We start from the raw sequence: 19,465 nt of genomic DNA, 5'->3' as shown, positions 1-19,465 counted from the left end.
GGCCACCTCCTCGCCGAAAACGGCCGACAAGGTCCGTGTCTTTCCCATTTTGTCCTCCATGCCGAAGTAAAAAATCTTGACCCCTTCGCTCATGCGGACAGGGAGTATCTGTTCGGCCATGGCCCACCGCGAAAGGACAAAAAAGAGACGGCGAAAAGGAAGGGATGAGGGAACGAGAAGAAATCTCCAGCAGACGGCAAGCAAGACAACGGAAAAAGGGACAAGGGCCGCTCCGGCCAAAAGCCATGCCGGCTCCGCTTCGAGGAAAAAGGAGAAGAGTTGAGAAAGGTCAAACCGCAAGAGAAGCAGGAGAAAAAAAATGAGCGGGCTCAAATAGGAAAGAAAAGTCAGTGAAATGCGCGCCAACTTCATAGGGTGTCGATCAATCCCTTGCCACCTGGTGGCTTGGGTCTCGTGACCCCTACATCCGCCCCGGAGGGCAGGAGGGCATGGGACCGTTTTTTGAATTTTGCCCGAAGATGGAGCAGGGCCGGATAGAACGCAACAGTGACGGCATAGACGGAGAGAAGCCCGCAAATGGCCATCGCCCCGATGGTTCTCAAGCCGTCGTTGCCGGAGAGGACAAATCCCCCAAAACCGATCACCGAGGTAAGGCTGGAGAGGGTGATCGGGCCGATCATGGAAAGAAGGGCGCCCCGAAGGGAAGGGTCCGGTTCATTTTCCAGATAGCGATGGTGCAAATGGATAAAGCCGTCGATGCCGGTGCCGAGAATGACGGGGATGAGAGCGATGTTGAAGACATTAAAATGAAGGCCGGCCAGCCGCATGCCGCCGATCATGACCGCCACCCCAAGGGAGAGCGAAAGGACCTGCACCGCGCCGATCGAGAGACTCCTGAAATCGAGTCCGACGATCGCAAAAAGGACGGCGAGGCTCAAACCCAAAAGGGGAAAGGCCGATTTTTCGATGATCTCCAGAATATCGGCCAGCACGAGATACTCTCCGCTGGCCGTGATCCGCCTCCCTCCCGGCGTGGGGATATCCCGCAGTTCATGGGCAAAGGCCTTGATCGCCTCCGAGGTCTCCCTTTTGATCCCCGGATGCACCAGGACAAGCCTGCTTTCACTTGAAGGTTCCGTCGGGAGAAAGAGGCGTTTGATTTCGCCGGGGATATCCCCTTCGGATATTGTCCGCTCGAGCTGTGTTGCAAAAAAACGGCCGGCCTCCCGCACGTCCGCCGGAAGACCGGCAAGCTCTTTCTGAATTCGGCGGATCAGGCGGATTTTTTCCTCCTGACGATCGGGAACAAGGCTGGAAAGCGAAACTACATCCCGGATCACCCCTCCCGATCCGTTTTTTTGCCGGTCAAGTTCGGCGGTGACGAATTTTTCCTCCTCTTTTCCGTCAACAATCACCGCCGTGGGGTTGAAGGCGGCCCCCAGGGCCTCCCGCGCCTTTTTTTCCCAGACCAGCGAGGGGAGGGGAGGGTTGTAGGATTGAAATTGTTTCAGGTTATGCTCCAGGGATAGCCGGTTGCGCCCCGCATAAAGACTCAAAGCCCCCACGACAAGAAAAAGCCCGACCAGTGCACTCGATAAAAAAGGGGACAATCTCGTTGCCGGAACAAGCTGTCCCAAAACATCCGGCAAAACTTTGATCTCGTTTTTCAACAACCCCAAATGGTGGAACCAGACTATCAGGGCGGGCAGATAGACAAACATCATGACGGCGGTCACCGCCATTCCAACGATGCCGATCAGCCCGAATTCGTAGGATGCCTTGAAATCGGGGATCAGCAGAACGGCAAGGACCGCCACGGTGGTCCAGCAGGCGCTGATGACGGCCCGGGATGTCCGGGTGAAGGTGTTGAGAAGGGCCTGTCTGAATGACGCCTCTTTCCGGTTTTCCTGAAAAAATCGGCTCAAGAGGTAAATGCCATAATCGCTCCCCAACCCGAGGAGAGCCCCACCGGCGAAACTGGTCATGATGTTGATGTGGCCGATGAGAAACCAGGTGAGGGCCGCCGTCCAGACAAGGCCAACCGCCAGGGGGAGGCAGATCAAAACGACGGAGGCAATCCGCCGGTAGAAAAAATAAATCAGAAGGGCAATCAGGAAAAAGACAATCAGCAGGACGCGGCTGATCTCGCTTTTCAGGCGTTCGGTCTGTTCGACAAACTGGGTCAGGTCTCCCGTATAATGAACCTTCAGATTCCGGTACTCTATCCCTTGGGCCAGTCGGCGATCCGTCTCCGTTCTGATGCGGGACAGAAAATCGCGCGCCGTTTTGAAATCGAGGGTGCCGACATCCCCCCGGATCATGAAGGCGACGGTGTTCTGCTCGTCATCGACATAATAGGGATCGACGGCCCTCTTCGGGAGAATCCCCCTCTCGCTGTATTTCGCCTCGATGTCCTCAAAGCGAAAAGGATCTTCATCCCCTTCCAGAAAATTCATGAAACGCGAAAATCGGGGATCGGCCCCCTCTTTAATCGCCTCTTTGGAGCGGACGAGGCGGTTGATGATCTCTTCCAGATCCTCCCGGCTTAAAAAAAGGGCGCCATGCCGTTTAAAAAATTCCAGCGGTTTTTGGGAGTCGACGTAGGAAACCCCTTTCATCCCCCTCAAATCGTCAGCCAAGGCGTCCAAAAAACGGGTGGCCGTTTGGTACTTCCCCTCGATAACCCCGACGACAAGCCCGCCGCGCTGGAACTCCCTCTGGAGGCGTTGAAGACTTTGCACGCTGGGGGTCCGGGAGGGGAGAAGATGGGAGAGATCGGAATCCAGTTTGAGCCGGGTCATGTAGTAAGTCGCAAACGGGGTGATGATGAGTCCCGTCAGCAGGACAAGGCGGTAATGCAAAAAGATGAAGTTCTGGATTCGGGTGAATAATCTTCGCATGATGACAACAGCTCCCCTTATTTCTCTCCCTCAAGGACGACCTCTTCTCCGGCCTCAACAGGGTTTTTGGCGTCAAGCAAAAAGGGGAGCAGGCGGCGATACCCCCTGTTCACCCGGGACAAAAGCCACCCCTCCATGAGCCCAAAAACGGCCAGGGCATAGGCCATTCCCCAAACCAGATCGATGAAATAGTGATGTTGCAGATAAAGGGCCGCCACCCACATGACGAGCGTATAAACCGCCATAAAAAAACCGAATGGCTTCCCCGCCTTGTAGGCATAGAGCGCGCCGAGCATTGTAAAGCCGGCGTGCATCGACGGAACCGCCCCAAAGACAACGGGGTTCATGCTGTAGATGCGAAACGAGAGGTCCATGCCGATCAGGGAATCGAAATGGACAAGACCGGCGGGATTTCCCGCCATCGGATGAAGGGGAGGGGCAAATCCGTACTGGGCCACATACCAGGGGGCCGCCGCGGGGAAAAAGATGTAGGTTAAAAAGGCCAGAAGATTCATGGCCAGAAAGGCCGCCGCGTAACGGGCGGCGGTCTCGTCATTTTTGAGTTTCCAGAGGACGAGAAGGATGACGAACATCACCGGCATGAGGGTGTGATAGAGGGCGCCAAAAACAGCGTCGAAAAAGGGATGGGAAAATTTCAAAAGACATTCGTGGATTCCCTGAACCGCGGGACCCGTGCCGCAGGCGATTCCGAAAAGGGAGAGGTCCCAGTCGTGCAAATCCTTGACGTGGATCGGCTGTAACCAGTCAAAGGGGATGTAGCGGAGCGAATCGTAGAGCATCTCCTTCAAGAGGAGCGGAGAGGCGAGAACAAGAAAATAACGAGTGGCGCGGTGACCAAAATAAAGGGCAAGGATAAGCGATCCAAAAAGGAAGTGGTTCAGCGTGATTCCCCCCATAAACCGGTGAAACCACAGATAACCGAAAAAAAGCGCCGTCAGGACAAACGCCCTTTTCATGAAGAAACCTCCGTATAATGCTCAATCAGATCCCCGAGCCGGTTCACCGTTTCGTCCCACCGAAACGACTTCACCATTTTTTCGCGCCCTCTGGCTCCCATCCGCTCTCTCAAGGTTGCGTCTTCGAGAAGCTTAAGGATGCGGTTTTCAGCCTGGCTTAAGTTGTTGGGGGGATCGATGACAAAACCGTCAACCCCGTTTTCCACATAGTCGCGCGGGAGGGCCTCGGCATTCACAATCACCGGAACACTGCAGGCCATCGCCTCCATCGTTACAAAAGAGGAGGTCTCGTTGGGGCCGACAAAATGACAGAAAAGATCCATGGCCTGGTAGTAGGGGGCCACATCGTTTTGAGGACCGACCCACACAACGCCCGGCTGGCCGGCCGCCCTCTGCTCCAATCGTTTGAAACCCTTCCCCACGATGAGCAACCTGGTTTCGGTCTTATGCTCATGCAGTCGGGCAAAAAGGTCGAGCAATAAATCGAGATTTTTGTCGGGCCAGAGCCTCCCCACAAAACCGATCACGAAATTTTCGGGGGAAATGCCGATCAAGGTTTTGGCCGCATCTTTGTCCCCGGCCGGACAAAACCGGTCGGTGTCGATTCCCGGAGGAATCCACGAACAAGGGGTCTTCACGTTCGATTCCGCCAGATAGCGGGCATAGGAGGGGGAAGGGAGACAGACATGGGAGACGCGCGAGGCACACCAGGCCCAGAATTTGCGGATAAGCGAAGCCGCCAGCGGCGAGGCCGCCAGCGGGCGGGTTTTTTTAAGCCCCCATGCGCGGGGAAGCATTTCCCAGTCGAGCGCGTGAAAATAAAAAAGAACCGGTTTTTTTAATCTCCTTGCGCGAATCAGGGGCTCGAGAAGATCGAAGGTCTGGATAAAAACAAGATCGCTTCGATTCAAAAGGGGAACAAGATCTCCGCCAAACCGCGGGATATAGGTGTTGGGAAAAGGGAGCCGATACATGGGAAATTGCACCACCGAGACCCCCTCGCTCAAATTCTCCCTTCTCATCCCGTTCTCGGAACGGGTTGATACGAGAGTCACTTCATAGCGTTTTGCCAGACGGGGGGCGATTTCCATGACAAAACGGGTGACACCGCTGTAGAAGATGCGGTGGTCTTCATTCATGACAAGGACAATTCTCTTTTGCATTTTTTTGCTTAAAGGGCTCGCTGATAAACGGGCTTCAACTCGGACGGGGGGCGCCCTTTTATCCGGCGCAGTTGGTTGGTGATGGCGTACTGGATCCACGGCTTCAGGGCGTGGTAGGTGCCCGGAACGCTGGTTGCGGAGACCGTCCCGTAATATTGGCACCATCCGCAGGGACGATCACAGCGTTTCATGAAGTCCCTTTCGACCCCGGCCTCCGGGGAGGTCACAAAGCCGTTTAAGGGGTGGTGGGACAAATCGACGGTCTTTTTTTCGAGGACCCGGCAGGGGTAGTAGAGTTTTCCCCCTCCATCAATGACAATCGAGGCCGCAGAGCACCCCCCCGGCGATTTGAGCAGGTTGGCCAGCATGAAATCGCTCGTGAGAATCGTCCGCCGGTATTTCCTTTTAAGACGGGCCACCTCGGCCACAAAATCCGCCAGATTCGGAAGGACGTTTTCCGCCTTGTCCAGAGGGGCCGCGGGCATGATGATTGTCCACATGCCGTATTCGTGAATCCGTTTTACCTTCCATTCCAGTTCCCTGATTGTTTCCCGGCTGACGACAATCTGGACGCTCATTTTGGGGTGGCAACCCCGCAATTCATGCAGGTGGTCGTAGAGCTCGAGATTTTCGTGCCCCTCGTCGATGGAGAAATGGAGAAAATCGAGGTAGGGAGACGCCTCCCTGATGGGATATCGCCCCATATGGTTCGGTTTGGCGCTACAGGTCAGCTCGGTGAAAAATGGTTTTGTCGCCGCATATTTGAGTATCTCGACAATGTCCTTGTGGAGAAAGGGCTCTCCCCCTTCAAAACTGACGCAGAGGATGCTTGAACGCTCGAGGTTGTCGAGGATCTGAAAGCATTTTTCCTTGGGGAGGATCATCGGATTTTCCCGCATCTCCTTCCAGAGGTCGCAGTAGGGGCATTTGGAGGCGCAGACGTTGGAAACCTTGAGAGAGGCGTAAAACGGATAAATCGCCTCCCCGGCCCTGTAATTTTTCCAGGCGTACCCGAATGTCTGAAGGTATTTCTTGAACATTCCCCTTTTTTTCATTGTATTTGGGGCCCTTTCGGCCCGTTTTCCGCCTCACCTTAAGGTGTGGCGGAGCTACTCGCGTCATGGATTTCGGGCCTCAAATGGCCAACGATTTCCACTTCGCAAACACGCTGTGTTTGCTACGCGCCCCAGCTAAGCTGGGGCTTGTAGCCCCGCGCTCGCCACTGGCCCACAAAGGCAAGCTTTGCTTGCCTGCGTAGCAAAGTTGCAGACTTTGCGGAGTTAAATAGCCAGATGGCTCGCTTGAACCTTTTTAAGTAAAAATACCTACACTTCCCCTTCCCGATTATGCTATCGCCACCAGATACTATGACTGATCGCGACTGGCAAGGTTTTTAACGGCTCGTATGAAGAATTACGATTTTTTCTCAAACAAGGTGATCGTCATCACCGGGGCCTCCAGCGGCATCGGCGCCGAAATGGCGCGGCAGATGGCCGGCACTCCGGCGACTCTCTGCCTCATGGCGCGGTCCGAAAAGCGGCTTCAAGAGCTTGTCCTGGAGCTGTCGCCGGCTGGGGCCCGATTCTGCGTGTTGCCCTGCGATGTCCGCGATGCGGCGTCGGTCAAGAGGGCCTTTGAAAAAATCGCGCGGGAATACGGCCGGGTTGACATCCTTGTCAACAATGCCGGCCTTGGCGTCTTTGGGCCGCTGGATCGGATCTCGATCGATAACTTAAGGGAGGTGATCGACACCAATATTTCGGGGGTACTGCAAGTGACGAGAGAGGCGCTCCCTCTCATGAAGCCCCAAAAATCGGGGCTGATCGTGAACGTCTCGTCGGTTGCCGCCTTCCATGGGCAACCCCACCTGATTGCCTATTCAGCGAGCAAGGCGGCGCTCCACTCCATTTCACAGGGCTTGAGGATCGAACTTTTCCGCTGGTGCATCCGGGTGCTGGAGGTTCAACCGGGCGTCATCGACAACGCCTTTCATCGGCGCGCCCTGGGGATGGCCGACCATGTCTATCGAAAAAAGCAACTCAAAGGGACCGGAGAGGCCTTCCTGGTAAAATCAATTCTTCATGCGATAATCCATGGCAGAAAGGAGATGACCTGCCCGCGTTACTGGTTCGCATATAAACTGGCCGACCGCCTTTTTCCCGCCTTGATCGAGAGAGGGATCATTCGATTTTTGCTCCCCACCCTCCCGGAATGATTTTGTCGGTTTCGTCCTGCCTGAAAAATTATCGGGCGCGGATTTCACGGGGTAAAAATCCGGAAAGGCCGAAATCGTGCGTCAATACGATGCCAAGGGCGATGTTCTGCCGATCGTCGTTTTGGATGAAGTTGAAATTGGCCGCATACTCGTAACCCACCTGCGGCTCGACCGTCCAGCGTCGCGAAAGAGGCCAGGTTATGGCCCCCTCCACGAGAAAACGGTGCTCCTGCGGATTGTCCACTGTTTTTATGACGCGGTCAGGCCCTCCGCTCGATGAGGGAGTGGTGGTGAACTGGTCGTCGCCGTTGTTGGTATACATGGCCCGTACGTTCAACCGTTTCCGCAATGAAAACAGATGCCCCCATTCCGCGGAAACAGTCTGGCTTTGAGACCCGTAAGGGGAACCGCGGGAAAGTCCGTTCTGCGACAGGCCCGAAATCCAGAGGCCGTGCCGTCCATAAGCGGCCGGGATGTGTTCGTATTGAAGCCGAAGGCTGTTTTTTCCGTTGGAAGTCAGGAGGGGAATGGTGACGCCCGATTGAAAGGCCATCTGCTGGGTGAACTGATGAAAAAAGGATTCCTTGCCATAGTCTTCAAAAATCCCTTCAGCGTAGAGGGTCGTGTTACGGAGCCGGGGGATCTGGATTCGGACATTCAATCCGAACCGGTTGTCGCCGTCGTTGGCGCTGTTAAGTCCTCCCCCATTTCTTCGGTATAAAAAGAACTCGCTCAAAAGGTCGAGAAAATCGATGTCGGGGGCCCCTTCGCCCCCGAAAGTGAATTGGTGCTCAAAGCCCAGTTCAATGAATGAGGCCGGCTTGAGCGAGGCGGCAAATCCGTACATCAGGGCGTTTTTGAAAATGGATTCAGGACCGAGGGTCGACACGAAAAAGGTGTACTTGTTGTACCCCAGATGCCTGAAGATCCATGGCAGTTTAAACGGACTGTCGTTGGAAATTTTGACCAGGTCCATCGGACGGACATGGGTTGAGGCCAGCACCCCCCCTTCGGTGGAATGTCCCCAGAGAACGGCGTCGCGTCCGGCCTCTATCTCGAAGTTGGCGATATTGAACTTGGCGTAGGCGTTTTGCAGGGTGACATCGGCGCGGCCGTCTCCCTGGTAATCAACCAGCGCCGTGAAACGGGGCCGGAGATAGAGGGAGGCGTATTTTGAAAGCCGGGCCCAGTGGTCGGCCTCGATCGCAAAGTCGGCCCCTCTAACCGTATGCGCCCCTTCTTTATAGGTGGTGAACGGATTGACCCGGGCGTCGATGGCGCCAAGGCCGTTGTCCGCCGGAACGGCGCGAAACTCGGCGCTGGTGAAAAGGAATTCAACCGAACCGGTGTCTATCATGTGAATGTCGATATTTTTTCTTTTTCCTTCCTGATCGCCCCGGGCGATCATTTCATCCCGAAATTCCCGTTTCAGCGAGTCGAGGATATCGCCGATAAAACCGCAGGCCTTCGGGCTTGTTTCACCGGCTGACGGCGGACCGGCTTCCGGCGGGCATTTTTCCCCGAATTTTTTGAGCGCCTCCGAGGTCAGCCGGGCCATTTCGTTCCGGCTCCAGGGGCGCTGGCCGTAAACGGCCGACTTGACAAGCCCAAAGGCGATCAGCTTGTCTATCTGCGCGTAGAGGGGAGAGGCCGGAGGAACATTGGGGGTGCTGACGGCGTGGAGAAGGGTGGGGACAAGGAGGGCGAAACAAAAGACCAGGCCGAAGCATTTTTTCATCATTTTGTATGTTTTGTCCTGTGGTGAAACACCACTCGGTGCATGTAATTCACACACCAAGCCCTCGCGAAAATTTTTGGATTCGCTCAACTGTTTTTTCTTTTCCCAGAATCCGGATGATTTCAAACACGCCGGGGCTGACCGTCCGGCCGGTTAAGGCCACGCGGACCGGCTGGGCGATCTTTCCGAGACCGAGCCCCGTTTCGGAAACCAAATCATTGAATATTTTGGCGATGGCGTCGTGGGTCCACGATTTAAGGGAAGTCAGGCGCTCGATAACCTTTTCGAGATTGGGCCTTGTTTCGTCCGTAAAAAATTTTGCCTTCAACTTCTCATCCGGCTCAACCTCCATGAAAAAGAAATCGACCATGTCGGTCATTTCGACCAAGGTCTTGACTTTTTCCTGGCAGACTTTGATTCCTTCAAGGAGAATCGTCCCATCGATATTTTGAATTCCCTTTTTTTCAAGAAAGGGGATTGTCAGTTCGGCAAGCACCGAAGGTTTGGCCTTCCGGATATAAACGCCGTTCAACCAGAGGAGTTTTTCAGGATTGAAGATGCCGGGCGAGACCGAACAGTTTTCGAGCGAAAATTTTTCAATCAGCTCCTCCCGCGTGAATTCCTCCTGATCCTTGCACGACCAGCCGAGACGGGCGAGGTAATTCAACAGGGCGTCCGGCAAGTAGCCCATCTCTTTATAAGCCATGACGGAGGTGGCGCCATGGCGTTTGGACAGGCGTTGTTTGTCCGATCCCAAAATCATCGGGACATGGGCGAATATCGGGAGAGAATAGTCTAATGCCTGATAGAGCTGGATCTGTCTCGGGGTGTTGTTTAAATGGTCATCGCCGCGAATAACATGCGTGATCCCCATGGTCACATCGTCCACCACGACGGTGAAATTATACGTCGGACTTCCATCAGTCCGGCGGATAATCAGATCATCCAGCTCCTTGTTGGCGACCGTTACTTCTCCCTTGATGACGTCGTTCACCACCGTTGCTCCCGCATCGGGCGATTTGAAACGAATACAATGGGGGGCGCCGGAGTCGATTTTTTGTTTTACCTCCGCCTCCGGGAGCTTGAGGCAGGTCCGGTCGTACATCGGTTTTCTCTTTTCGGCATGAGCCTGCTTGCGTTTTCGGTCAAGTTCTTCCGCGGTGCAAAAGCAGGGATAGGCTTTTCCCTCTTTGAGGAGTTTGTCGATATGTTGTTGATAGAGATCAAACCGTTTGGTCTGAAAAAAGGGGCCTTCGTCCCAGTCAAGCCCCAGCCATTTCATCCCGTCGAGGATCGCCTGAATCGATTCCGGGGTGGAGCGCTCCCGATCGGTATCTTCGATCCGTAAAATGAATGTCCCCCCGATCTGCCGGGCCAGCAGATAATTATACAGCGCCGTCCGCGCCCCGCCGATGTGAAGGTGGCCGGTGGGGCTGGGGGCAAAACGAAGCCGGGGTTTCTGGTTTGACGTCACGAAGGTCTACATATAGGCTTGTTCCATGAGCGACAAGACAAAAAAGATTGTCCAAAGCGATGAGGAGTGGCGAAAAAAGTTAACCCCCGAACAATATCATGTCTGCCGCGAAAAGGGGACGGAGCGGGCGTTTACCGGCGAATACAACAAGACCAAAGATCCCGGCATGTACAAGTGCGTCTGTTGCGGCGCGGAGCTTTTTTCGTCCGGGTCAAAATTCGACTCCGGCACCGGCTGGCCCAGTTTTTATCAGCCGATGAAAGACGGGAATGTCGAAGAGGAAGAAGATTCAAGCCACGGCATGCGGCGGGTTGAGGTGAAATGCCGCGAATGCGGCGCCCATCTGGGGCATGTCTTCGATGATGGCCCGAAACCGACAGGCCTTCGTTATTGCATCAATTCAGTTTCATTGAAATTCGAGAAATCATAGAGGAGCAATTTATTACACTCCCATTGGCGGGCGCCATAAATGGCGCCCCTACGAAACGATTACTCCCGCATACCCGACAACCCCCGAATAATCCCCGCTTACATCGCCGGAAGTCTTGTGATCCACCAACTCCGCCTTTTTGGTTCCCAGCTGATTGCAGGCGATAAGCATGACGGTTGTCGGGATAATCCCACACATTGAAATATCCTTGTCGTGAACGGTCTCGTACAAACCTTTTGGGTCTTTCTTTAAAATTTCGTCGATGGCCCATTGGTCTTTCTCCAATGTCCGGTTGTGTTCTTCGTAATGATTCATGTCCGAAGAAGCGATAATCAGGATTGTATCTTTCTCTTTTGCCACAATCCGGGCGATGGCCTCTCCAAATTCCTTGCAGAGGGGATAAGGGACATGCCCGATTGTCACCGGCACGAACGCGAAATCTTTTTTCAGATATTGCACGAACGGAATTTGCACCTCCAGTGAGTGTTCCCGTGCATGGGCCATTGCGTCGATTTCAAGAGAGTCAAATTCTTTCATCAGTTTGTCGGCAAGATCTTCGTCGATCTTGGCATCGCCCATCGGCAATCGCCAAGCGCCGCGGTTCATGATCGAGAAAGGAACTCCCACTCCCGTATGGTTTGGAGAAAGGATGATGAGCTGGTCCGGGATTTCAACTTTAGAATAGACCTGCCCTGCCACCTTGCCGGAATACATATAACCGGCATGCGGGACGATGATTCCTTTGGCGCGGATTTTTTGCGACGCCTCGGAGATCATCGAGGCCAAATCTTTCTTGAGTTGGGCAGGATTGGCGGAATAGAATTGACCGGCAACGGCGGGAAGGCGAATCATGATAACCTCCACGGGCATTATAGACGGCACAAAAAAATCAGGCAACTTTTTTGCCGTCCCGTTTGACACCTCCGACTGGCGCATGTTACACATTCGAAGTGGATAGGATTATCCGTGAACTGCTGACGTCCCAAACCAAAATCCCCCAAAACCCCTTCCAGCTCCAAAAACTCTCCGGCGACGCCAGCACCCGGGAATATTACCGCCTGAAATTCGACGACGGGAAAAGCTTGATCGTCATGAAAATTCCGGCCGGTCTTTCATCGGTGTCGGAAGAAATCACCAAGACATCAAAAAAAATCAACGAACTGCCGTTTATCAATGTCCAAAAATATCTGAAGTCGCTCGGCCTGCCGGTTCCCGACACCCTGGCCTACTCCAAAAACGACGGCCTTCTCCTTTTGGAAGATTTTGGCGATGTCACGCTTGAAAAAACCGTTCGTGATTTGCCCTCGGCGCAGAGAACCGGGTGGTATGAAAAGGCGCTCGACCTCCTGGCCCTTTTGCAAAAAAACAGCCGTGCCGCACCGCCGAAAGATTGCATCGCCGCCTATCGAACATTCGACGCCGATCTTCTCAATTGGGAATTCGACCATTTTTTGGAATACGGCATCGAAGACCGCCTGCAGATCAAGGTGCCGGCGACGGACAAAAAGAAATTTGCGGAGCTGACCCGCGATATCACGCAAAAAATCGTCCAAATGCCTCAAGGCTTTACCCACCGCGATTTTCAGAGCCGGAATCTGATGGTGCAAAACGACAGTCTCCGGCTGATCGATTTTCAGGACGCCTTGACGGGGCCTCTCCTCTACGACCTTGTCGCCCTTTTGCGCGATTCGTATGTCGAGCTGTCGCCGGCGGAGATAGCGGGGCTTCAGGAATACTACGCGAAAAAAATCGATGCCGGCCATTCCTACCACGCAAAGATCAAGGCGATCCGCAACGATTTCGACCTGATCACGATCCAGCGCAAACTCAAGGACGCGGGACGGTTTCAATACATCAAAACAGTCAAGAAAAACGATTCATTTTTGAAAAGCGTCCCCGCCTCGCTTCGCTATGTGCAAAAGGCGCTGGGAAGGCAGAAAGACTATGCGGAACTGACGAGGTTAATTGCAAAATATCTGCCTGAACTGAGGGAAAAAACATGAAAAGAGCTGTTGACCATTCACTATCCACCATCCACTATCCACTGTCTTTATGAAAGCCATGCTCCTTGCCGCCGGATTGGGAACCCGGCTTCGCCCTCTGACGCATCGGATCCCCAAGCCGCTCATCCCGGTTGACGGCATCCCGCTGATCTTCTACAACCTCGCCCTCTTAAAAAAGCACGGCATCACCGACGTGGTCATCAATCTGCACTATCTGGGGCGGAAGATCAAAAAACTCCTCGGCGACGGAAAAAAATTCGGTTTCCAATTCCGGTATTCAATGGAAAAAAAGATCCTCGGCACCGGCGGGGGAATCAAAAAGGCCGAAAAATTTCTTAAAGATGGCCCCTTTTTGGTGTTAAACGGCGACATTATCACCGATCTGCCGCTTGATCGCCTGATGGAATCTCATCGAAGACGAAAACCGTACGCCACGCTGGTAGTCGCCAAAAGCGGGCGCGCCCGGAGCTTTGGAATTTTATACACCAACAAAAGCAAAAACATCGTTTCTATCCTTCAAAGACCGATGGATGACAAAAAATACGATGAGACTTTCTTTACCGGAGTCCATGTCCTTGACCGGCGGTTTTTTGAACATCAAAAACAGGGGGTCAAATCGTGCATCATCCGCGACAATTACATCCCCCGTCTGCAAGGAGGAGAATATCTTGCGGCCTTTTTTCAAAAAGAGTATTGGAATGACGTGGGAACCTTAAAGCGGCTGAACGAAACCAATGCCCGGTTCAGGCGCCGAAAAGTCCGGTTGAGTTACAATAAGTATTTGGAAAAATTCAGGAAAATATTGGGCCAAAAAACGAATTGCGGTTGATTTTTGGGAGCATCCCACTATACTGGTCACTTCAAATTTCAACGAAAGGAGGGTTCCCAAGTAGCAAAGCCAGTGGCGGATAAAGCGGCTTGGGAGCGGAGTTCGTTGAAACGTTAGCTGAACTTAAAATTAAGGAGGAATAGTTTATGATACCTTGGCTTCCCCTGTTAGCCCAAATTGAGGCGGAAAAAACCCTGCAGGAGAAAAGTTTTTTAAGCCTGGTTTTGGATGCCGATCCGATCGTCAAATTCACCCTCCTTGTTCTCCTTTTTTTCTCCGTCGTGAGCTGGGCCATCATCTTTTACAAGTACCGCCAGGTGAAACAGGCACAGGGGGATTCGCAGTCGTTCTGGAACGCCTTTACCCAGGCCAAATCGCTTCAGGATGTGACCCATCAGAAAGGGGTCCGGTCGGGTCCTCTCTATGAAATTTACAACGTGGCCATGCAGGCGATGCCTCAATTGAAAAAACAGGCCAAAGGGGAAAACGGCGGTAGAGACGCCATTCTGCAGAAGCTGGCCCAGACGCGCGAAGAGGAGATCTACAAGCTCGAACAGTACACCCCGTTTCTGGCCACCACCGCCTCGGCCGCCCCGTTTATCGGCCTCTTCGGGACGGTGTGGGGGATTTTGACCGCCTTCTGGGCCATCGGAAAGGCCGGCTCGTCGTCTCTGGCCACCGTCGGTCCCTACATTTCCGAGGCGCTGATCGCCACCGCCATCGGCCTGGCGGCGGCCATTCCGGCGGTTGTGGCCTACAATCATTTTGTCCACCGGATTAAAATCGTCGTCAAAATGATGGACCTCTTTTCCGACGACCTTATTGTCAAACTGGAGGAGGATACGGCGTCATGAAACTCCTGCATCACACGGCCGGCCAGACGGTTCTGGCCGAAATCAACGTCGTTCCGCTGGTGGATATCGTCCTGGTGTTGCTCATCATCTTCATGATCACCGCGCCGCTTCTGCAACAGGGGATCGACATCGATCTTCCCGAGGTGAACGCGGCGGCGGTTTCGGCCGCCAAGGAGGATTTTGTCGTCTCCATCGACAACGACGGAAAAATTTTTCTGGGGGACGACCGGACCACAAGTTACACCGTCCAGACGCTCGAAGAAAAGCTGAAGGCTATTTTTGAAAACAAGGAAAAAAAGGAGATTTTCCTCAAGGCCGACAAGAATATCCAGTACGGCTATGTGGTGGCTGTCATGGCCTTGAGCCAAAAGGCCGGCATCGACCGGGTCGGCATGATCACCGTGCCCGAAGAACAGGCCCGGTCAGAAGAGAAACCGAAAAGAGGCCGATGAATATTATAAACTCATGCCCCTTTCATTTAGAAAATTCTTGTGGACATCGGTTGGGGTCCATATAGCCCTCTTTCTTTTCATCTTCCTCTCCCCCAATTTTTTCAGCCTCCTTCCCGAAAGAAAGACCAAAATCACCTGGATCAAGCTGACCAAGGGAACCGGTGAAACCCCCAGCCCCTCCCCCTTTAAGAAGGCCAAGGGGATGCCCGAATCGACCATCCGCGAACAGAAAGAGGCGTTAAAGGACATCACCAAACCCAAAGAGAAGGCCAAAGACAAGACCACCTTCGAATCGCCGGTAAAAAAGAAGCCGGCCGAAGCGACCCCGCCGGTCAAGGCCAAAACGGCCGAAAGCGGCGGCATTTCGCCCAAATCGACGACTGACAAACGGATGGAAGAGGCCCTGGCCCGGGTGCAGGAGCAGTTGGAAAAACGGGAGGTGCAGATCGAGGCGGCGCAGATTGAAAAGGAGGGGACCGGCCAGTCCCCCTACGGATCGCTGGACATCGAGAACGGCGAGACAAACCCCGTGTTGATCGCCTATTACGTGGCGGTGAAAAAAAAGATCAATCAGGAATGGATCACCACCCCCAAAACGCTGGAGGAAGGGAAACAGCTGAGGACGCAGATAAACGTGCTGATCGACGCCGTTGGTTACATTATCCGGACCGACTACGAACTGAAGTCGGGCGACCCGTCGTTTGATCTCTCCGCCATGCGGGCCATCGAGCGGGCGGCCCCCTTCCCGGCCCCGCCGGAGGAGATAAAGGGGGAGGCGCTCACCGAAGGGTTTTTGATTGAATTCAACCCACGAACCGTATTAGGAGCGAAGGCACTATGAAAAAGTCTCTTTTTGTCCTTTTTGTTTTTTGCTCCCTGTTGCCTCCGCTTGCCGCACGGGCCAAAATCTACATTCTTCTGGAAGAGGCCTCCGAACGGAAATTTCCCATCGCCGTTCCCGAATTGACAACGGTCAAGGGGAAACACAACTCGATCACCAAAGAGATCACCGAACTGGTCAGAAACGACCTGGATATCGCCGGCCTTTTCAAGGTGCTGGACGAGCGTTCTTTTCTGGGGGGGGATACCGACGTCGAAACCATCGACTTCGCCAAGTGGGTTTCCATCGAGGCCTTTGCGCTGGTGAAGGGGATTGTCGAGGAGAAGGGGGGAAAGCTCCTTTTGGAGATGCGCCTCTACGACACGCAGACAAGGCAACTTCTTGTGGGCAAGCAGTACACGGTGGGCAAAAAGGATTATCCGGTCGCCGTTCACCGCTTCATGGATGAACTTTTGCAGGCCTTGACCGGCGCCCCCGGGCCGTTCAACAGCGAAGTCGCCTCTGCCTGCGGCAAGATCAACGGGCGGCAGATTTTTGTCACCGCCATCGACGGGACCCGCCAGCGGAACGTCACCAAAATCAAGGGAAACAACATTTCTCCCAACTGGTCGCCGGACGGCGGCTCGATCGCCTTTACCTCGTTTCAGACCCGCTTTCCGGAAATTTTCATGGCGAGCTCCGGCGGCGGGGGATTGAAGCAACTCACCAGAAACAACGCCACCAACATCACCCCCGCCTTTTCGCCCGGCGGCGACACCATCGCCTTTGCCAGTTCAGTCACGGGCGATACCGAACTTTATTTGATGAACCGTTCGGGCAAAATCATTCGCCGGATTACCAATGTGGTAAACAGCGACCTCTCGCCGGCCTGGTCGCCCGACGGCTCGCGCATCGCCTTTGCCTCGGAGCGGGCCGGCAACCTCCATTTGTTTGTCACGGGGGCCGACGGCGGCGGCGGGGCGCGGCTCACCTACACCGGTTATCAGAACGACCAGCCCGACTGGTCCCCCAATGGACAAAAGATCGTCTTTACCGCCCGCGACCGGGGGGCCTTTGATATCTTCATGATGAATTCGGACGGGTCGCTCATTCAGCGTCTCACAAGGGACGAGGGGAACAACGAATCCCCCACCTGGTCGCCCGATTCCCGCTACATCGCCTTTTCGTCGGCCCGCGCCGGCGCGTCGGGAATTTACGTCATGCTGGATGACGGCAACAATCAGACCCTTATCCCCAATACCGGCGGATGCGTGAATCCGGATTGGGGACCACGGCTGAAGTAAAATTCCAAAAAACAAGTTCCAAATTCCAAACAATGTAAAAAATACCAATGACCAAAATTAAAAAACGCTTTTCTTGAACATTGGAGTTTGTCTTTTTGGAATTTGTTTGGAATTTGATTTGGAATTTGGAATTTTTGAGCATTATGATTAATGCCGTTATTGATATTGGAACGAATACCCTGATCCTTCTTGTTGCCGAGCCGCAAAAAAAGGGGATCAAAGTGCTCCACGACGAGTCGGTCATCACGCGCCTGGGCCAGGGGCTGATCAACAACCATTTTTTCCTGCCTGAAGCGATGCGCCGCACGATGGCGGTCCTTTCCCGTTTCAAAAAAATCTGCGAGGCGCACAAGGTGAAAAAAATATCGGCCGTCGGGACGGCCGCCTTTCGCCATGCCGCCAACGCCTCTGTTTTTATCGATAAAGTGAAAAAGGAGTGCGGTTTCAAAATAGACGTCATTTCGGGAGAAGAGGAGGCGCGGTATACCTTTTATGCCGCATGGAAGGATTTTGGGGGAGGTGGCAAAAAGCTGATTGTCGTGGATATCGGCGGCGGCTCGACGGAAATCATCACCGGTCCCCTCTCACCCAAAAAGCCCCATCCGGGAACGGCAATCAGTCTGGGCCTCGGCACCGTGCGTTTGACGGAGCAGTATGGGCAAAGCGATCCCCTTTCCAAAAACGATTTCGACCGTCTGCTCAAGGTCATCCAAAACGGTTTGAAGGACGAGCTGGACGGTTTTTATCCGCCGGTGTTTGAGCCTCAAAAATGCCTCCTTGTCGCCACCGCCGGCACGGCCACAACCCTGGCCGCCATGCGCCGCCAAATGACCGTTTTCAATCCGGCCAAAGTCCATGGAACGACGCTGACGAAAGACAATATACAGAAATTAATCGAACTCGTGGCCCCGAAGACCGTTAAGGAGCGCCAGAAACTGCCCGGCTTGGAGCCTTTGAGGGCCGACGTGATCTTGTCCGGCGCCTTGTTGTTGAACGAGATTTTGAATTACTTCAGGCAGAAGAGCGCGGTGATTTCGGACCGGGGATTACGGTATGGCGTGTTTTACCAGAAATACTTGAAGTAAGGGTACTTTGTTATATGATGAAGAGTACCGCGTTGGAATTTGGTCCGCCTTAGGCGGATTGAGATTTGGAATTTGTTTTTCTTAGGCGGGCGTGATGTAGTGGTAGCATATCAGCTTCCCAAGCTGAGTGTGTGGGTTCGATTCCCATCGCCCGCTCCAAAGAATTTCAGGTAGTCGGATGCGATTTCCGCTGACCATCCTCGAAGACATGTCACCTTAACTGAATGGAAAGCCTCTTGCCGGTCGCGGCGGCGAACCGAGCAAGGGCCTCGACCGTCACGTTCGCATCGGTCATGAGCCTCCGAACCTGGGAGATGCTGGTTTTCATCCTTGTTGCGAGTTTGCGAATGCTCAGGCCTTTTTCCTTTGCGATGCGACGAACCGTCTGACCAATCAGGATCTCCGCCGTCGCCCGTTCAAATTCCCTTCGGAATCCCGGGTCCTTCAATTCCTCCTTCAAGAACTCCGAAAAACTGGAACCGCGATGGGGATTGTGTTTCTTCATTTATCCTCCTTGGCTTACGTAATTGGCGAGCCGTCTGAGAGCGACCTCGATCTCCGCCCTGGGGGTCTCCTGGGACTTCTTCACAAAAGCGGTGGACATGATCGCCTCGTCGTCGTGAATCCCGTAAAGAATCCGGTGTCTGCCGGAGCGAACCTCGTAGAGACCCTTGTAGCCCGCGAGCTTTCTCCCATGGGGCATATCGAGCCTTCCCGTGATTCCAAGGGTGTAAAGACACCCTTCGATCCTTGCCCGTTCCTTCGCGGGGAGGGTCCGGATGTAATCCTTTACAGGTTCGTCACCACGGGCCGTCTGAAAGAAGCGGATATCCAGGATCACTTAATACCTACTTGTATCAACATAATGACACATGGGCAAGGATTATTTTAATCCTTCTTGTATTCCAAAATATCCTCCGGCTTGCATTTGAAGAATGGAGTGTGCCCCCTTCGTCGGACAGTTTAGGCTACGAAGTGTACAATTACAGCTCAAGCTCAAGAACCTCGGAGTAAGCAACTTTCATCGCTTTCCTGCCGATAATATGTAATGATGCCGCTTGCCCGATTCTATCCATTCTGTTATTCTAACCAAGTTAAAGGCTAATAAATTCAATATCTTATGAAATTAAAATTTGGGAATATCAACGAACTCGTCGGCCGATACAGCGACATGATCATCGCCGCCCTTGTGGTGTGCGTGTTGGCGATGATTATCATCCCCATTCCTCCGTGGCTCATCGACATCTGCCTCACCATCAG

Annotated in this window: 20 protein-coding genes and 1 tRNA gene; 11 read left to right on the top strand and 10 right to left on the bottom strand. The window is 53.7% G+C overall.

All coding sequences use genetic code 11. The features are described 5' to 3' along the window. From HYU99_11940 to HYU99_11920, 5 genes are all read right to left on the bottom strand, one after another. Positions 1–372: flippase-like domain-containing protein (locus tag HYU99_11940; GenBank protein MBI2341057.1), on the bottom strand; the 372-nt coding region annotated here is incomplete at its 3' end. Further along, complete coding sequence (locus HYU99_11935) at positions 369–2,861, bottom strand: MMPL family transporter (protein MBI2341056.1); 2,493 nt, start codon at positions 2,859–2,861, stop codon at positions 369–371. The genes HYU99_11940 and HYU99_11935, both read right to left, overlap by 4 nt. A 17-nt stretch (positions 2,862–2,878) precedes the next feature. Further along, positions 2,879–3,838, bottom strand: coding sequence for an inositol phosphorylceramide synthase (locus HYU99_11930; GenBank protein MBI2341055.1), 960 nt, complete (start codon positions 3,836–3,838; stop codon positions 2,879–2,881). After that, entirely contained in the window at positions 3,835–5,001 is a 1,167-nt protein-coding gene (locus HYU99_11925; GenBank protein ID MBI2341054.1) for a glycosyltransferase family 4 protein, read from the bottom strand. Before HYU99_11925 ends, HYU99_11930 begins: the two co-directional genes overlap by 4 nt. Before the next feature lie 8 nt (positions 5,002–5,009). After that, complete coding sequence (locus HYU99_11920; GenBank protein MBI2341053.1) at positions 5,010–6,041, bottom strand: radical SAM protein; 1,032 nt, start codon at positions 6,039–6,041, stop codon at positions 5,010–5,012. 365 nt (positions 6,042–6,406) lie between these two features. On the opposite strand from HYU99_11920, the gene HYU99_11915 reads away from it, so the two are divergent. Next, positions 6,407–7,216 (top strand): SDR family oxidoreductase, encoded by an 810-nt coding sequence (locus tag HYU99_11915; protein ID MBI2341052.1) that lies wholly within the window; start codon positions 6,407–6,409, stop codon positions 7,214–7,216. Between the two features lie 28 nt (positions 7,217–7,244). Here the strand turns inward: HYU99_11915 and HYU99_11910 are convergent, their stop codons facing one another. Next, complete coding sequence (locus HYU99_11910) at positions 7,245–8,957, bottom strand: hypothetical protein (GenBank protein ID MBI2341051.1); 1,713 nt, start codon at positions 8,955–8,957, stop codon at positions 7,245–7,247. Between the two features lie 46 nt (positions 8,958–9,003). Beyond that, positions 9,004–10,428, bottom strand: coding sequence for a glutamate--tRNA ligase (gene gltX, locus HYU99_11905; protein MBI2341050.1), 1,425 nt, complete (start codon positions 10,426–10,428; stop codon positions 9,004–9,006). 25 nt (positions 10,429–10,453) lie between these two features. Between gltX and msrB the strand changes: the two genes are divergently transcribed. Next, positions 10,454–10,858 (top strand): peptide-methionine (R)-S-oxide reductase MsrB, encoded by a 405-nt coding sequence (msrB, locus tag HYU99_11900; protein MBI2341049.1) that lies wholly within the window; start codon positions 10,454–10,456, stop codon positions 10,856–10,858. 48 nt (positions 10,859–10,906) lie between these two features. Here msrB and amrB read toward each other — a convergent pair whose 3' ends face one another. Then, a complete protein-coding gene (gene amrB, locus HYU99_11895) occupies positions 10,907–11,710 on the bottom strand; it encodes an AmmeMemoRadiSam system protein B (GenBank protein MBI2341048.1) in 804 nt (267 codons plus the stop codon). Between the two features lie 98 nt (positions 11,711–11,808). Here amrB and HYU99_11890 point away from each other — a divergent pair, with 98 nt between their 5' ends. The 8 genes from HYU99_11890 (at position 11,809) to HYU99_11855 (ending at position 18,364) form a co-directional block, all read left to right on the top strand. Next, positions 11,809–12,861, top strand: a complete 1,053-nt coding sequence (locus HYU99_11890; protein ID MBI2341047.1) for a phosphotransferase — start codon at positions 11,809–11,811, stop codon at positions 12,859–12,861. A gap of 49 nt (positions 12,862–12,910) precedes the next feature. Continuing rightward, entirely contained in the window at positions 12,911–13,690 is a 780-nt protein-coding gene (locus HYU99_11885; protein ID MBI2341046.1) for an NDP-sugar synthase, read from the top strand. Positions 13,691–13,836: 146 nt separating this feature from the next. Next, positions 13,837–14,544: a MotA/TolQ/ExbB proton channel family protein gene (locus HYU99_11880; protein MBI2341045.1), complete on the top strand. Its 708-nt coding sequence runs from the start codon at positions 13,837–13,839 to the stop codon at positions 14,542–14,544. Then, the gene (tolR, locus tag HYU99_11875) at positions 14,541–14,996 is read left to right on the top strand and encodes a protein TolR (GenBank protein MBI2341044.1); all 456 of its coding nucleotides are present in this window, start codon (positions 14,541–14,543) and stop codon (positions 14,994–14,996) included. The genes HYU99_11880 and tolR overlap by 4 nt, the downstream gene beginning before the upstream one ends. A gap of 13 nt (positions 14,997–15,009) precedes the next feature. Further along, on the top strand, positions 15,010–15,837 hold the full coding sequence (locus HYU99_11870) for a cell envelope integrity protein TolA (GenBank protein MBI2341043.1): 828 nt from the start codon (positions 15,010–15,012) through the stop codon (positions 15,835–15,837). Then, positions 15,834–17,120: a PD40 domain-containing protein gene (locus tag HYU99_11865; GenBank protein ID MBI2341042.1), complete on the top strand. Its 1,287-nt coding sequence runs from the start codon at positions 15,834–15,836 to the stop codon at positions 17,118–17,120. The genes HYU99_11870 and HYU99_11865 overlap by 4 nt, the downstream gene beginning before the upstream one ends. A gap of 143 nt (positions 17,121–17,263) precedes the next feature. Further along, positions 17,264–18,205: a Ppx/GppA family phosphatase gene (locus HYU99_11860; GenBank protein ID MBI2341041.1), complete on the top strand. Its 942-nt coding sequence runs from the start codon at positions 17,264–17,266 to the stop codon at positions 18,203–18,205. Between the two features lie 85 nt (positions 18,206–18,290). Next, a tRNA-Gly gene (locus HYU99_11855) sits at positions 18,291–18,364 on the top strand. Between the two features lie 52 nt (positions 18,365–18,416). Here the strand turns inward: HYU99_11855 and HYU99_11850 are convergent. Both HYU99_11850 and HYU99_11845 read right to left on the bottom strand, forming a co-directional pair. After that, positions 18,417–18,710 carry a helix-turn-helix transcriptional regulator gene (locus tag HYU99_11850; GenBank protein MBI2341040.1) on the bottom strand — a complete coding sequence of 98 codons (294 nt, stop codon included), beginning with the start codon at positions 18,708–18,710 and terminating at the stop codon, positions 18,417–18,419. Next, positions 18,711–19,046, bottom strand: coding sequence for a type II toxin-antitoxin system RelE/ParE family toxin (locus HYU99_11845; GenBank protein ID MBI2341039.1), 336 nt, complete (start codon positions 19,044–19,046; stop codon positions 18,711–18,713). A gap of 279 nt (positions 19,047–19,325) precedes the next feature. On the opposite strand from HYU99_11845, the gene HYU99_11840 reads away from it, so the two are divergent. Then, the coding region (locus HYU99_11840) for a hypothetical protein (GenBank protein ID MBI2341038.1) at positions 19,326–19,465 on the top strand (140 nt) is incomplete at its 3' end.

It is taken from the genome of Deltaproteobacteria bacterium, from assembly GCA_016183175.1.
GTDB lineage: Bacteria > UBA10199 > UBA10199 > UBA10199 > SBBF01 > JACPFC01.
This window is presented reverse-complemented; position numbering and strand designations above follow the sequence as displayed.

Bases quoted from the DNA above. Each gene is read 5' to 3' on its own strand.
- HYU99_11935 (MBI2341056.1), bottom strand. From the start codon at position 2,861: ATGCGAAGATTATTCACCCGAATCCAGAACTTCATCTTTTTGCATTAC.
- HYU99_11930 (MBI2341055.1), bottom strand. From the start codon at position 3,838: ATGAAAAGGGCGTTTGTCCTGACGGCGCTTTTTTTCGGTTATCTGTGG.
- HYU99_11925 (MBI2341054.1), bottom strand. From the start codon at position 5,001: ATGCAAAAGAGAATTGTCCTTGTCATGAATGAAGACCACCGCATCTTC.
- HYU99_11920 (MBI2341053.1), bottom strand. From the start codon at position 6,041: ATGTTCAAGAAATACCTTCAGACATTCGGGTACGCCTGGAAAAATTAC.
- HYU99_11915 (MBI2341052.1), top strand. From the start codon at position 6,407: ATGAAGAATTACGATTTTTTCTCAAACAAGGTGATCGTCATCACCGGG.
- HYU99_11910 (MBI2341051.1), bottom strand. From the start codon at position 8,957: ATGATGAAAAAATGCTTCGGCCTGGTCTTTTGTTTCGCCCTCCTTGTC.
- msrB (MBI2341049.1), top strand. From the start codon at position 10,454: ATGAGCGACAAGACAAAAAAGATTGTCCAAAGCGATGAGGAGTGGCGA.
- amrB (MBI2341048.1), bottom strand. From the start codon at position 11,710: ATGATTCGCCTTCCCGCCGTTGCCGGTCAATTCTATTCCGCCAATCCT.
- HYU99_11885 (MBI2341046.1), top strand. From the start codon at position 12,911: ATGAAAGCCATGCTCCTTGCCGCCGGATTGGGAACCCGGCTTCGCCCT.
- HYU99_11880 (MBI2341045.1), top strand. From the start codon at position 13,837: ATGATACCTTGGCTTCCCCTGTTAGCCCAAATTGAGGCGGAAAAAACC.
- tolR (MBI2341044.1), top strand. From the start codon at position 14,541: ATGAAACTCCTGCATCACACGGCCGGCCAGACGGTTCTGGCCGAAATC.
- HYU99_11870 (MBI2341043.1), top strand. From the start codon at position 15,010: ATGCCCCTTTCATTTAGAAAATTCTTGTGGACATCGGTTGGGGTCCAT.
- HYU99_11865 (MBI2341042.1), top strand. From the start codon at position 15,834: ATGAAAAAGTCTCTTTTTGTCCTTTTTGTTTTTTGCTCCCTGTTGCCT.
- HYU99_11860 (MBI2341041.1), top strand. From the start codon at position 17,264: ATGATTAATGCCGTTATTGATATTGGAACGAATACCCTGATCCTTCTT.
- HYU99_11850 (MBI2341040.1), bottom strand. From the start codon at position 18,710: ATGAAGAAACACAATCCCCATCGCGGTTCCAGTTTTTCGGAGTTCTTG.